We start from the raw sequence: 13,510 nt of genomic DNA on the forward strand, positions 1-13,510 counted from the left end.
GCCCCGCGATGTTTCACGTGAAACATCAACGACGGCGGATCACCGTGTGGCGATCCGCGCCGTCGCCGTACGACTCGGAAACCAGCTCGCGATCGGCGACGATGTCATGCACCAGCTTGCGCTCGTAGCTCGACATGGAGGGAAGTGAAGCCTGGGATGCACCCTCATCGAGCTTCACGACCGCAGCGTCCACCAGCTTCTCGAGCTGACGACGACGTGCATCACACGGGACCCACCGACGTCGAGAATCAACCGAGAGAAAGAACCGGTCTTGCTCTGCACGGCGAGTCGGGTGATCTCCTGCAATGCCTGCACGGTGTCCGGATCCGAGAGCACAGAGATGTCCTCGCCCTCCGCATCGACCGAGACGTAGGCCCGGCCCTGACGCACGTCGAGGTTCAGGTCCCCATCGATGTCTGCGATATCGAGGAGCTCCTCGAGGAAATCCGCAGCCACATCGCCTTCGTGTTCCAGCTGCTCGACAGTGGGCTCGGAACGGTCAACCGCACGCTCCGCGATGTTCTCACCGGTCATGAGTTGGGGCCCTTCTTCTTGGCGCGCTTCTTGCCCACGGGCTGCTGGCGCTTCGGCGCGTTCAGCTTGGCCTTCTCGGCCTCATCCAGCAGACGCTGCTGCTCTGCTTCGTATACGGACATCGGCACGACCTTGCCTGAGGAGTCGATCGCTTTGCCCTTGCGAGCCAACCGCTCTTCACGTGCCTTGGCCGCTTCTGAACCGGGCGTCGGCATTTCGCGGATGACGAGGAACTGCTGGGCCATCGTCCAGAGGTTGGAGATGAACCAGTACACGACCACGCCGAGCGGGAAGAAGATACCCGAGAAGATGAAGCCCAGCGGCAGCACGTAGAGCATGATCTTCTGCATCTGGTACGCCTGGCCGGTCTTGGCTTCCGGCGACAGGTTCTTCGAGATGATCTGCAGCTGCGTGAAGAACTGCGATGCGATCATCAGCACCACCAGGATGACCAGCAGCACGATCGCGATCGTGTTCTGCGTCTCAACTGCGTGCCCCAGGGTTCCGTGCAACGAGACCGTGCCGAAGATCGTGGCGTCGTAGAACTCCTTGGTGAGCTCGGGGCTGAGCAGCCCCACCCCGCCGAGGTTGTTCTGTGCATGCTTGGTGACGTCATTGAGCACGCTGAACAGCGCGAAGAAGATCGGCATCTGCACGATCAACGGCAGACAGCTCGACATCGGTGATGTGCCGTGCTTCTTGTACAGCGCCATGGTCTCGCGACTCATAGCCTCACGCGAGAGCTGATCCTTCTTGCCCTTGTACTTCTCCTGGACCTTCTTCATCTCAGGAGCGATTTCCATCATCTTGCGCTGGCTCTTGATTTGCCGCACGAACAGGGGAAATACCGAAGCACGAACGACGATGACCAGGCCGATGATCGACAGGATCCAGGTGATACCGGATGCTGCGGGCAGCCCTACAAGCGTGAACAGCGAGTGCCAGGCGACGAGAATGAGCTCGACGGCCCACTTCAGCGGCCACAGGATGGTGCCGAGCAGGTCGAAGCCACCACCGCCACCGGCATCCGGCGTCGGGGTCGCAGAGGCGAGCAGAAGGTCAAGACCCACTGATCAGTCCTTTCGGGAAGGTACGACGAAACCTCGAGCGGTCAAGTCGTATCGGAAATGGTCGTGAGGACGGACGTCGTCGACGCCGCCTTTGGTCCAGGGGTTGCAGCGCAGGATCCGCCATGCCGAGAGCGCTGCCCCCTTCACCGCACCGTGCTGCTGCACCGCACCTACAGCGTAAGCCGAGCAGGATGGGTAATAAGCGCATACGTCTCCATACAGGGGAGAGATCACTGCGCGATAGCCGGTCAGAAATCCCAGAACGATATTCCGCGGCAGGAGTGGGATGCTGCGCACGAGGTCACTGCCATGCAGATGCGCCGATCCGATCGCATAGGACGGAAGCGTGCTCATGTCGTGGTCCGCTCGCGACGCAGACGTGCAAGGCACCTGGTCACATCAGCTTCGAGGTCGGCGAATGTGGCGGTCGCAGACGCAGGAAGGGCACGGATGACGACATCCGTGCCCTCGGGAACGTCTGTGATCGCCGACGCACACACGGCTTTGAGCCGGCGACGAACGGTGTTGCGGATCACAGCCGTGCCCACCTGCTTGCTGATGATGAACCCGAACCTGGGTTCACGTGCTTCACCGGTCGTCAGAACAGACGTGACGACTCGGGCGCCCCCGCACCGAACACCGCGACGGACGACCGATCTGTAGTCGGTGCCTCGCGTCAGTCGGAACGGACGGGCGAGCACGAGGCTTACGCCGAGAGCTCGGTGCGGCCCTTCGCGCGGCGAGCCGAGAGGATGCCACGGCCGGCACGTGTGCGCATGCGGGCGCGGAAACCGTGCTTCTTGGCGCGGCGGCGGTTGTTGGGCTGGAACGTACGCTTGGTCATGGGATCACTCCGGGAACGCTGTCACCGGATGTGTACGACCGGAGACATAGGGAACTGCCCGATTTCGGACATAAGTCAACCGATTAAGGGTACGTCTTACCGGCGCAGAGGGCAAATCTCCGCGCCACGACCGGTCCGAGCGTCAACACTCCGCACAGCAATTATCCACAACCTCGACACTCGAGGCGCGCGCAACACACCCGCGGTTTTCCACAGGCAGGTTGCCGTTCACAGCGTGGGTGACTACCGTGGCATCCGAAGTTATCCACAGGGGGGACAGCCGAATGGGTCTGACCTCCGCGAGCCCTTGCCCGGAGCAACATGTCCTCTCCTGCCCAGCCCGACGTTCCGATCTGGGCGCAGGTGGCGGATCTCCTCGACCACGACGACCGCGTCACACCACAACTCCAGGGATTTCTGAGCCTCGTGGTGCCTGCCGGCGTCATGGGCGCGACGCTCTATCTCGACGTACCGAACGATCTCACCGCCGCTCAGATCAACAAGCGTCTGCGGATGCCGATAATGGAGGCCCTCACGCACCTGGGTGAGGAGGTCACGGCCTTCCGCGTTGTCGTGAATCATGAGCTCGCGGAGCAGCCGACCGCACCGATCGTCGTCGGCGACTTCACCCGCGCCGAGTCCTCGCGCACCGAATCCCCCATCGAACAGCCGACCCCGCTGCGGCACGAATCACGACTCAACCCCAAGTACACGTTCGACAACTTCGTGATCGGTCAGTCCAACCGCTTCTCGCATGCGGCGGCTGTCGCAGTCGCGGAGGCCCCTGCCAAGGCGTACAACCCGCTGTTCATCTACGGGGACTCCGGGCTCGGGAAGACACATCTTCTCCACGCGATCGGCGACTACGCGCAGTCCCTGTACACAGGCGTGAAGGTTCGCTACGTCTCGAGCGAGGAGTTCACGAACGACTTCATCAACTCCATCGCCAACAACCGAGGCTCCGCGTTCCAGGCTCGCTACCGCGACGTCGACATCCTCCTCATCGACGACATCCAGTTCCTTCAGGGTCGAGCCGAGACGCAGGAGGCGTTCTTCCACACGTTCAACACACTGCATGACCACAACAAGCAGGTCGTGATCACCAGTGATGTCGCTCCGAAACACCTCACCGGATTCGAAGATCGGATGCGCAGCCGCTTCGAGTGGGGCCTGATCACTGATGTCCAGGCGCCCGACCTCGAGACGCGCATCGCCATTCTCCGCAAGAAGGCGCAGAGCGAGGCGCTGCACATCCCCGACGAGGTGCTCGAGTACATCGCGACCGTCGTCTCCTCCAACATCCGTGAGCTCGAAGGCGCCCTCATCCGCGTCTCGGCCTTCGCGAGCCTCAATCGATCGTCCCTCGACATATCTCTCGCCCAGACTGTGCTGCGCGACATCATCGACACGGCAGAAGACAACATCATCTCGCCGACGGACATCATCACGGCGACCGCGCAGTACTTCAAGCTCACGGTCGACGACCTGTACGGGTCGAGCCGGTCACAGCAGATCGCCACCTCGCGTCAGATCGCGATGTACCTCTGCCGAGAGCGCACGAACCTGTCACTGCCGAAGATCGGTCAGCTGTTCGGAAATCGCGACCACACGACGGTGATGTACGCGTACAAGAAAATCAGCGAGCTCATGAAGGAGCGTCGCTCGATCTACAACCAGGTCACCGAGATCACCACACAGCTCGGTCGGCGCTGAGCTCCATCTGACCCGGATCCGACGCTGAGCCGTTCCTTCGGCGACCCCTTTGTCCCCATAGGGCGGGTTGACACGTCCTGGTACCACACGATAAATGCCAGTTTGCACATGTGGATAACTTGTGGATGAATCGCGCCGACCTCGGGACGAATGTGCGCCAAACGCCGCATCCTGTGGATAACTCGGAATGACAAGGATGTAGCCAACACCCCGTATTGGTGCGGATTCCTCAGTGATTCCACATCTCACACGCGTGTAGTTCCCTACTCGCTACTGATATCCACCGACTTATCCACAGTTTCCACAGCGGTTAACACTATTAAGGAGTTAACCCTTTGAGATAGCGATCCGATCACCTCGAAGGTGTGGGAACCCGTCGTATGGCGCACCGCAGCTGTGGGGATACGATGGGAACCCCTGACGTGGGTCCACCTGCGCCAGGTCATGTAATTACGACGAGGGAGCGCCCGTGAGGTTCCAGGTCAACCGCGATGTCTTCAGCGAAGCTGTGTCCTTCGTCGTCAAACTGCTGCCCCAGCGCAACCCGCAGCCGATCCTCGCCGGAGTCCTGATCGAAGCGGGCGAGCAGGGGCTCACCCTCTCGGCATTCGACTACGAGGCTTCAGCGCGGACCACGATCGAAGCCACGATCGACACCCCCGGCACGATCCTCGTGCACGGAAGGTTGCTCTCAGACATCGCGAGCCGCCTCCCGAACGCGCCGATCGAGATCGCCGTCGAGGAAGACGGCGGCATCGCTGTCAGCTGCGGATCTGCACGATTCACGCTTGCCGCCATGCCGGTTGAGGAATATCCCTCCATTCCCGAGGTATCCGGCTCGTCAGGTGTCGTCCCCGCCGATGACTTCGGCACTGCGATCGCACAGGTCGGTTTCGCCGCCTCCCGTGATGACGTGACGCCGGTTCTGACCGGTGTGCAGCTCGAGGTATCGGGTCACAGCCTGAGTCTGGTGGCCACCGACCGCTATCGCGTGTCACTCCGCGATGTGCCGTGGGATGGTGAGGCGCCGGAGCAGACAGCGCTGGTACCCGCTCGTACATTGACGGAAGTCGGCAAGACGTTCGGACATGCCGGCACGATCCAGGTCGCGTTCTCCGGTCAGGGCGATCGTGAGATCATCGCGTTCACCGCCGGCAACAAGACCGTGACCTCGCTCCTGATCAAGGGCAATTTCCCGCCGGTTCGGCGCCTGTTCCCCGAGCAGACCGAGCACTACGCAGTCGTGAACACCGCCGACCTGATCGAGGCTGTTCGCCGAGTCGCGCTGGTGCTCGACCGTGCGGCTCCGTTGCGATTCACCTTCACCTCGGACAGCGTGACGATGGACGCATCCGGCAGCGAGCACGCGCGAGCGTCGGAGTCGGTCGATGCTCACCTCTCTGGTGGCGACGATGTGACACTCGGCCTGAATCCCCAGTACCTGACCGAAGCGCTCAGCGCCGTCAAGAGCGAGTTCGTGCGCGTGACGTTCACCTCGAGCGATAACGCGAACAAGCTCAGTCCGGTGCTCATCACCAGCCAGACCTCCGTCGAGCAGGCCGGCAACGATTCGTTCAAGTACCTCCTGCAGCCCAACCTCCTCCTCCGCTGATCTCCTTCCGCCGGCCCGGCCTCGTGTCTGTGGCAAAAGGTAGGGTGAACCCGTGATTGTGGAGCATCTGAGCCTGGTGGACTTCCGCAATTATGCGACCGCCGAACTCGCCCTGCTCCCCGGGCCCAATGTGCTGGTCGGCCGCAATGGCCAGGGCAAGACCAACCTCGCGGAAGCAGTGGTCTTCCTCGCGACTCTGGGTTCGCATCGGGTGTCATCGGATGCTCCGATGGTCAGAGACGGCCAGGAATACGCGGTGATCCGTGCGCGTCTCTCCGTCGGCGAGCGGCGAGTGCTCGCCGAGGTGCAGATCAACAGGCAGGGTTCGAACAAAGCACGCATCAATGGGTCGCCGTCGAAGACGAATGAGCTCCCCCGATACGCGCACGTCGTGCTCTTCGCGCCGGAGGACCTGCAGATCGTCCGTGGTGATCCGTCCTCACGGCGGCGTTTCGCAGATCAGCTGCTGATCCAGCGCACTCCGCGGATGGCTGCTGTGCTCGGCGACTACGATCGCGTGCTCAAGCAGCGAACCGCCCTGCTGAAATCTGCTCGCGCCCGCGGCATCCGCGACGAAGCACTCTCGACTCTCGATGTGTGGAATGACAAGTTGGTCGCGCTCGGATCCGAGATCATCGACGCGCGGGTGCGCCTCGCGACAGATCTGCAGCAACCACTGGCCGCCGCGTACACGGCGATCGCCGGTGCGGATCACACCCCCGAGATCGAATGGGCCTTGTCGGTGCGCGGTGGAGATCCGGAAGAAGGCGAAGAAGGATCTTCGGATTCGCGCGGTGAGATCGCCGAGATGTTCCGCGTGGCGCTGGACGCGAAACGTACCCAGGAGCTCGATCGCGGACTCACGCTGGTCGGACCGCACCGCGACGATCTCCTGCTGCGCGTTCGCGGGTTGCCGGTGAAGGGGTACGCCTCGCACGGCGAATCCTGGTCGGTCGCACTCGCACTGCGGTTGGCGTCGGCCGAACTCCTGCGTGCGGAATCCCCCGCCGGCGATCCGGTGCTCATCCTGGACGACGTCTTCGCGGAGTTGGATGCCGATCGCAGGCAGCGGCTGGCCGGTCTCACGGTCGGCTACGAGCAGGTGGTGGTGACCGCTGCAGTCGAGGAGGATATCCCCGAGGAGCTGCATCGCCATGTCGTTCGCATCGATGCGGGCACGATCACCGATGATCGTGCCCCAGCCGACGAGAGCAGTGCAGAGATCGCAGCCGTTGAAAGCGCCGACGACAGCAGTGAGGAGGCAGATGATGAGTGACGCGGCATCCGAAACCCCGGAGACTATCGCGACCTATCTGCGTCTGCGAGGTCTGAAGCCGAGCTCGAAATCCTGGAAGCGCAAGCGCCGCATCCGTGACGACGACGAGAATGCTCCCTTCACGCCTGGTCGCGACCCGGGCGCGCTCGGTGCGGTGCTCGACAAGCTCAGTCGGGAGTCGGGGTGGGAGATCACCTTGTCCCGCGAGGATCTCGTGAGGCAGTGGGCGGATCTCGCGGGCTCGGACACCGCGAAGCACTCGGAACCGGTCTCGCTGGAGAACGGGATGCTGACGGTCAAATGCGATTCGACGGCCTGGGCGAAGAACCTCCAGTTCATGCGCGCGACCATCCTCACCGAGATCGGACGACAGTATCCGAAGGCGGGTGTGAACAACCTCCGTTTCATCGGGCCGGACGTTCCCTCTTGGAAATGGGGGCCGAGAGCCGTCCCAGGGCGTGGTCCACGCGATACCTACGGGTAGGGCATCAACGAAGCCCCCTCGATTGATTTCAGGGCCACACACGGCCGTATAGCCGCATTTTCGGGTTCCAGACACGCTAGACTGGACATTCGAGATATCGATGTGGAGAATCACCTCTGATGACGCCTGAAACCCCCGCTGACGAGCCTGAATCGACAACCGGGGGCACCCCCGACGCCGAGCCCATCGCAACCCCCAAGCAGAAGCAGCAGGGCGAGTACGGAGCCAACGAGATCCAGGTCCTCGAGGGTCTGGAAGCTGTGCGCAAGCGCCCCGGCATGTACATCGGATCGACCGGTCCACGCGGACTGCACCATCTGGTGCAGGAGATCGTCGACAACTCCGTCGATGAGGCGATGGCGGGTCACGCCGACACGATCCTCGTGACACTGCTGTCAGACGGAGGAGTTCGTGTCGTCGACAACGGTCGAGGCATTCCGGTCGACCCCCATTCCTCAGACCCGAGCAAATCCACCGTCGAGGTGGTGCTGACGATCCTGCACGCTGGCGGCAAGTTCGGTGGCGGCGGATATGCCGTCTCCGGTGGTCTGCACGGCGTGGGTTCTTCGGTCGTGAACGCGCTCTCCACACGCTTCGACATCGAGATCATGCGGCAGGGCCACGTGTGGAGCCACAGCTTCTCGAACGGCGGTGTGCCGCAGGCTGAGGGACTCGTCAAGGGTGCGGAGACCGACGAGACCGGAACGATCATCACGTTCTGGCCGGATGCCGAGATCTTCACGGAAGGCGTCGAGTTCGACTACGAGACCCTGCGCACGCGTTTCCAGCAGATGGCGTTCCTGAACAAGGGGCTGCGCATCGAACTGCAGGATGAGCGCGAAGGCTCGACCTACGAGGTCGAAGAAGAGGGCACCACTGTCACGAAGCAGCGTGGCGACGTCTTCCTCTACGAACGAGGCCTCGTCGACTATGTCGAGTATCTGAACAGGGTGCGTCACGCCGAGGTCGTCAACGACGAGATCATCGATTTCGAGTCGGAGGACACCGAACGCAAGATCTCGCTCGAGGTCGCGATGCAGTGGACGACCGGTTACACCGAGAACGTCTTCACCTACGCGAACACGATCAACACCCACGAGGGCGGCACCCACGAAGAGGGCTTCCGTGCTGCTCTGACGACGCTGGTCAACAAGTACGCGCGTGCGAACAACCTGCTCAAGGAGAAGGATGACAACCTCTCCGGAGATGATGTGCGCGAGGGGCTGACGGCCGTCATCTCGATCAAGCTCGGCGAGCCGCAGTTCGAGGGGCAGACGAAGACGAAGCTCGGCAACACCGAGGCGAAGGCGTTCGTGCAGAAGGTCGTCGGCGACCAGCTCGGTGACTGGCTGGAACGCAACCCGACCCAGGCTAAGAACGTGATCCGCAAGTCGATCGATGCGGCGACCGCGCGCATGGCCGCGCGCAAGGCCCGCGAGACCGCTCGCCGCAAGAGCGTGTTCGAGTCGGCCGCGATGCCCGACAAGCTCAAGGACTGCACGAGCAAGGATCCGTCGATCAGTGAGATCTTCCTCGTCGAGGGTGACTCGGCAGGAGGTTCGGCCGTGCAGGGCCGCGATCCGCACACCCAGGCGATCCTCGCGCTGCGCGGCAAGATCCTCAACGTCGAGCGCGCTCGACTCGACAAGGCGCTGGGCAACCGCGAGGTCCAGGCGATGATCCAGGCCTTCGGCACCGGCATCGGCGAGGACTTCGACATCGAGAAGGCGCGCTATCACAAGATCGTGCTGATGGCGGATGCCGATGTCGACGGGCAGCACATCACGACGCTGCTGCTGACCCTGCTGTTCCGTTACATGCGCGGGCTCATCGAGGCAGGATTCGTCTATCTCGCGATGCCGCCGCTGTACCGTCTGAAGTGGTCGAACCAGCCGCACGAGTACGTCTACTCGGATGCCGAGCGCGACGCTCTGCTCAAGCACGGGGTCGACAACGGCAAGCGAATCCCCAAGGACAACGGCGTGCAGCGCTACAAGGGTCTCGGCGAAATGAACGCCAAGGAACTGTGGGAGACCACGATGGATCACAACACGCGTACGCTCCGCCAGGTGACCATCGAGGACGCCGCCGCCGCGGATGAGATCTTCAGCGTGCTGATGGGCGAGGACGTCGAGTCGCGCCGCAACTTCATCCAGCGCAACGCGAAGGACGTCCGTTTCCTGGACATCTAGACGTTCGTCTCCCCTCGCGTGAACGACCGGAATTGAAAGAACAGACATGACTGACGAAGAACGCCCCGACGCCGTACCCTTCCACGAACACGGCAAGATCGACCAGGTCGACCTGAAGTTCGAGATGGAGCGCAGCTATCTCGACTACGCCATGGCGGTCATCGTCGGGCGTGCGCTGCCGGATGTGCGCGACGGACTGAAGCCCGTGCACCGCCGGGTGATCTACGGCATGTACGACGGCGGCTACCGTCCGGACAAGGCGTTCTCGAAGTGCGCGCGCGTGGTCGGCGAGGTCATGGGTCAGTACCACCCGCACGGTGACACTGCGATCTACGACACCCTCGTGCGACTGGTGCAGCAGTGGGCGCTGCGGTACCCGCTCGCTCTGGGGCAGGGTAACTTCGGCTCCCCCGGCAACATGGGTGCGGCCGCTCCCCGTTACACCGAGACCAAGATGGCTCCGCTTGCGCTCGAGATGGTGCGCGACATCGAAGAGGAGACCGTCGACTTCTCGCCGAACTACGACGGCCAGACCCAGGAGCCCGACGTCCTGCCGGCGCGATTCCCGAACCTGCTGGTCAACGGGTCGGTCGGCATCGCGGTCGGCATGGCGACCAACATCCCCCCTCACAACCTCCGCGAGGTGTCGGATGCCGCGCTCTGGGCACTGGACAACCCCGACCTTCCGCGTGAGGAGCTCCTCGAGGGGCTCATCCAGCGGATTCCCGGTCCTGATTTCCCGACCGGCGCGCAGATCCTCGGATCCAAGGGCATCCACGAGGCATATCGCACCGGCCGAGGGTCGATCACGATGCGCGCCGTCGTCAACGTCGAGGAGATCCAGGGCCGTACGTGCCTCGTGATCACCGAGCTGCCGTATCAGGTGAACCCCGACAACCTCGCGGTGAAGATCGGTGATCTCGCCCGTGACGGCAAGATCACCGGCATCGCCGACATCCGAGACGAGACCAGTGACCGTACCGGTCAGCGCCTCGTCGTCGTTCTCAAGCGGGATGCCGTCGCCAAGGTCGTGCTGAACAACCTGTACAAGCACACCCAGCTGCAGGACAACTTCGGCGCCAACATGCTGGCCATCGTCGACGGCGTGCCACGCACGCTCGCCCTCGACGGCTTCATCACCAACTGGATCGCACACCAGATCGACGTGATCGTGCGGCGCACCACCTACCGCCTGCGCAAGGCGGAAGAGCGCATGCACATCCTGCGCGCGTACCTCAAGGCGCTCGACGCGCTCGATGAGGTCATCGCGTTGATCCGCCGTTCCCCGACGGTCGACGAGGCTCGCACCGGATTGAAGTCGCTGCTCGACATCGATGATGTGCAGGCCGATGCGATCCTGGCGATGCAGCTGCGCCGCCTTGCGGCACTCGAGCGTCAGAAGATCATCGACGAAGCGAACGAGATCGAAGCGCAGATCACTGAATTCAAAGCGATCCTCGCCGACGAGGCACGCCAGCGCACCATCATCCGCGAAGAGCTGACGGGTATCGTCGAGCGGTTCGGCGACGACCGCCGCACGCACATCCTGCAGGGCTTCGACGGTGACGTCTCGATGGAAGACCTGATCGCCGAGGAGGAGATGGTGGTCACCGTCACACGTGACGGCTACATCAAGCGCACGCGCAGCGACAACTACCGCTCGCAGCACCGCGGGGGCAAGGGCGTCAAGGGCGCCCAGCTGCGGGCAGACGACATCGTCGAGCACTTCTTCGTCACGACGACTCACCACTGGCTGCTGTTCTTCACCGACAAGGGGCGCGTCTACCGCACCAAGACGTACGAGGTGCCTGAGGCCGGCCGCGACGCGAAGGGCACGCACGTCGCGAATCTGCTCGCGCTGCAGCCGGATGAGAGCATCGCGCAGGTGCTCGACATCCGCGACTACGACGTGGCAGAGTACCTGGTGCTCGCGACGCGCGACGGCCTGGTGAAGAAGACCCGTCTGACCGAGTACGACACCAATCGCCAAGGCGGCGTCATCGCGATCCGCCTGCGCGAAGAGGACGAGCTCGTCAGTGCCCTGCTCGTCGACAACACCGACGACATCCTGCTCATCTCGCGTCACGGCATGTCGCTGCGCTTCAACGCCACGGACGAGGCGCTGCGCCCGATGGGACGCGCCACGGCGGGCGTGAAGGGGATGAGCTTCCGCGGAGAGGACAACCTGCTCTCGGCATCCGTCGCCGACGAGAACGCTTTCGTGTTCGTCGTCACCGACGGGGGCTACGCGAAGCGCACCGCGGTCGACGCGTATCGCGTTCAAGGACGCGGCGGAATCGGCATCAAGGTCGCCAAACTCAACGACGATCGGGGCACTCTCGCCGGCGGTCTGATCGTGTCTGAGGACGACGAGGTCTTGGTGGTTCTGTCCAGCGGCAAGGTGGTACGCTCTGCCGTGGCCGAGGTGCCCGCCAAGGGCCGTGACACCATGGGAGTGGTGTTCGCCCGGACTTCCGAGAAGGACCGGATCCTCGCCATCGCACGTAACGGAGAACGTCGCATCGTCGAAGAACTGGACGAGGCGGACTCCGACACTGAGACCCCTGAGGAAAGCAACGACGTATGAGCACAGTAGCCGACAAGCTGGCGAAGAAATCGACGCGCAAGACCGGCGGCAAGCAGGTTCGCCTGCGCCTGGTCTACGTCGATTTCTGGTCGGCGGTGAAGCTCTCGTTCCTGGCAGCGGTCGCGCTCGCGATCGTGACCATGGTCTCGTTCTTCCTGATCTTCCTCGTGCTGCAGGCGACCGGGATCATGTCGCAGGCAGATGAGTTCGTCGGCAACATCACAGACGGTTCCGTCTCGCTCGCCTCGCTCATGGGCCTGCCCCAGGTGATGGCGTTCGCGGCCGTCGTGTCGATCCTCAACCTGATCGTCGTCACCGTGCTGGGCGCCGTCGGCGCCGGCATCTACAACCTGGCCGTAAAGGTCACTGGTGGATTGCTCGTCGGCTTCACCTCGAACTGACTGACCGAGCGATGGGGCGGATGCTGCGGCATCCGCTCCATCGTCGTCAGACGACGCCTGCAGTGCCGAGCAGAGTGCCGATCAGCCAGGTGGCCGCCAGTGCGAGTGCCCCACCGACCACAAGGCGAATGGACGGCCGAAGCGGTGGCGAACCACCGATCCAGGCGGCGACCGCGCCCGTCACTGCGAGCGCGATCAGAACCGCGACGAACGTGACGGGCACTCTCCACTCCGGTGGAGGGATCAGAATGGCCAGCAGCGGCAGCAGGGCGCCGAGCGTGAATGCGATCGCCGACGAGAGTGCTGCATGCCACGGATTGACCAGGTCTTCCTGATCGATACCGAGCTCGACCTCGAGATGCGCTGCCAGCGCGTCGTGCGCGGTGAGCTCTTCAGCGACCTTGAGTGCGGTCTCGTCACTCAGCCCGCGCTCGCGATAGAGACCTGCGAGCTCGGCGAGCTCAGCATCCGGCATCGATCGCAGCTCCTCGCGCTCCTTCTGTATCAAGGCGCGTTCGCTGTCGCGCTGGCTGCTCACCGAGACGTACTCGCCGAGCGCCATGGAGATCGCGCCACCCACCAGACCGGCAAGGCCCGCGGTCAGCAGTGCGGCGTTGTCAGTGGTTGCGCCGGCGACGCCGACGACGAGTGACGCGACGGAGACGATGCCGTCGTTGGCTCCGAGCACTCCGGCGCGCAGCCAGTTCAATCGCTGTCCGAGTCCGGCGGCGTGCGGCTCTCCTTCATGTGCGGTCATGGCTTCAGTGAAGCAGATCACACGGTCGGAGTAGGGGAAA

The 13,510-nt window shown here is 63.2% G+C and carries 12 protein-coding genes and 1 pseudogene; 7 read left to right on the forward strand and 6 right to left on the reverse strand.

Annotation, left to right across the window (positions count from 1 at the left end):
• Positions 1 to 25 precede the first annotated feature (25 nt).
• The 5 genes and pseudogenes from QFZ46_RS08555 to rpmH form a co-directional block, all read right to left on the reverse strand.
• Positions 26 to 534 (reverse strand): annotated as a pseudogene (locus QFZ46_RS08555) (Jag family protein).
• Complete coding sequence (gene yidC / locus QFZ46_RS08560; protein ID WP_307360385.1) at positions 531 to 1,604, reverse strand: membrane protein insertase YidC; 1,074 nt, start codon at positions 1,602 to 1,604, stop codon at positions 531 to 533. Before yidC ends, QFZ46_RS08555 begins: the two are co-directional and overlap by 4 nt.
• A gap of 3 nt (positions 1,605 to 1,607) precedes the next feature.
• Positions 1,608 to 1,958 carry a membrane protein insertion efficiency factor YidD gene (gene yidD, locus QFZ46_RS08565; RefSeq protein ID WP_307360386.1) on the reverse strand — a complete coding sequence of 117 codons (351 nt, stop codon included), beginning with the start codon at positions 1,956 to 1,958 and terminating at the stop codon, positions 1,608 to 1,610.
• Positions 1,955 to 2,305, reverse strand: a complete 351-nt coding sequence (rnpA, locus tag QFZ46_RS08570) for a ribonuclease P protein component (protein WP_307360388.1) — start codon at positions 2,303 to 2,305, stop codon at positions 1,955 to 1,957. Before rnpA ends, yidD begins: the two co-directional genes overlap by 4 nt.
• Positions 2,306 to 2,310: 5 nt before the next feature.
• On the reverse strand, positions 2,311 to 2,448 hold the full coding sequence (rpmH, locus tag QFZ46_RS08575; RefSeq protein ID WP_033105593.1) for a 50S ribosomal protein L34: 138 nt from the start codon (positions 2,446 to 2,448) through the stop codon (positions 2,311 to 2,313).
• A gap of 444 nt (positions 2,449 to 2,892) precedes the next feature.
• Here rpmH and dnaA point away from each other — a divergent pair, with 444 nt between their 5' ends.
• The 7 genes from dnaA to QFZ46_RS08610 all read left to right on the forward strand — a co-directional run bounded on the left by dnaA (position 2,893) and on the right by QFZ46_RS08610 (position 12,713).
• A complete protein-coding gene (gene dnaA / locus QFZ46_RS08580) occupies positions 2,893 to 4,161 on the forward strand; it encodes a chromosomal replication initiator protein DnaA (protein WP_373457670.1) in 1,269 nt (422 codons plus the stop codon).
• A gap of 469 nt (positions 4,162 to 4,630) precedes the next feature.
• Positions 4,631 to 5,773 carry a DNA polymerase III subunit beta gene (gene dnaN, locus QFZ46_RS08585; protein ID WP_307360393.1) on the forward strand — a complete coding sequence of 381 codons (1,143 nt, stop codon included), beginning with the start codon at positions 4,631 to 4,633 and terminating at the stop codon, positions 5,771 to 5,773.
• Between the two features lie 52 nt (positions 5,774 to 5,825).
• Positions 5,826 to 7,049 carry a DNA replication/repair protein RecF gene (gene recF / locus QFZ46_RS08590; RefSeq protein ID WP_307360394.1) on the forward strand — a complete coding sequence of 408 codons (1,224 nt, stop codon included), beginning with the start codon at positions 5,826 to 5,828 and terminating at the stop codon, positions 7,047 to 7,049.
• Complete coding sequence (locus QFZ46_RS08595; RefSeq protein ID WP_307364544.1) at positions 7,042 to 7,533, forward strand: DUF721 domain-containing protein; 492 nt, start codon at positions 7,042 to 7,044, stop codon at positions 7,531 to 7,533. Before recF ends, QFZ46_RS08595 begins: the two co-directional genes overlap by 8 nt.
• Positions 7,534 to 7,652: 119 nt before the next feature.
• A complete protein-coding gene (gene gyrB, locus QFZ46_RS08600) occupies positions 7,653 to 9,725 on the forward strand; it encodes a DNA topoisomerase (ATP-hydrolyzing) subunit B (protein ID WP_307360396.1) in 2,073 nt (690 codons plus the stop codon).
• A gap of 46 nt (positions 9,726 to 9,771) precedes the next feature.
• A complete protein-coding gene (gene gyrA, locus QFZ46_RS08605; RefSeq protein ID WP_307360398.1) occupies positions 9,772 to 12,312 on the forward strand; it encodes a DNA gyrase subunit A in 2,541 nt (846 codons plus the stop codon).
• Positions 12,309 to 12,713: a DUF3566 domain-containing protein gene (locus QFZ46_RS08610; RefSeq protein WP_307360399.1), complete on the forward strand. Its 405-nt coding sequence runs from the start codon at positions 12,309 to 12,311 to the stop codon at positions 12,711 to 12,713. The genes gyrA and QFZ46_RS08610 overlap by 4 nt, the downstream gene beginning before the upstream one ends.
• Positions 12,714 to 12,759: 46 nt before the next feature.
• Here QFZ46_RS08610 and QFZ46_RS08615 read toward each other — a convergent pair whose 3' ends face one another.
• Positions 12,760 to 13,470: a VIT1/CCC1 transporter family protein gene (locus QFZ46_RS08615; RefSeq protein ID WP_307360400.1), complete on the reverse strand. Its 711-nt coding sequence runs from the start codon at positions 13,468 to 13,470 to the stop codon at positions 12,760 to 12,762.
• Between the last annotated feature and the right edge of the window lie 40 nt (positions 13,471 to 13,510).

Source organism: Microbacterium murale (assembly GCF_030815955.1).
GTDB classification, from domain to species: domain Bacteria; phylum Actinomycetota; class Actinomycetes; order Actinomycetales; family Microbacteriaceae; genus Microbacterium; species Microbacterium murale_A.

Bases quoted from the DNA above. Each gene is read 5' to 3' on its own strand.
- yidD (WP_307360386.1), bottom strand. From the start codon at position 1,958: ATGAGCACGCTTCCGTCCTATGCGATCGGATCGGCGCATCTGCATGGC.
- rpmH (WP_033105593.1), bottom strand. From the start codon at position 2,448: ATGACCAAGCGTACGTTCCAGCCCAACAACCGCCGCCGCGCCAAGAAG.
- dnaA (WP_373457670.1), top strand. From the start codon at position 2,893: ATGGGCGCGACGCTCTATCTCGACGTACCGAACGATCTCACCGCCGCT.
- QFZ46_RS08595 (WP_307364544.1), top strand. From the start codon at position 7,042: ATGAGTGACGCGGCATCCGAAACCCCGGAGACTATCGCGACCTATCTG.
- gyrB (WP_307360396.1), top strand. From the start codon at position 7,653: ATGACGCCTGAAACCCCCGCTGACGAGCCTGAATCGACAACCGGGGGC.
- gyrA (WP_307360398.1), top strand. From the start codon at position 9,772: ATGACTGACGAAGAACGCCCCGACGCCGTACCCTTCCACGAACACGGC.
- QFZ46_RS08610 (WP_307360399.1), top strand. From the start codon at position 12,309: ATGAGCACAGTAGCCGACAAGCTGGCGAAGAAATCGACGCGCAAGACC.
- QFZ46_RS08615 (WP_307360400.1), bottom strand. From the start codon at position 13,470: ATGACCGCACATGAAGGAGAGCCGCACGCCGCCGGACTCGGACAGCGA.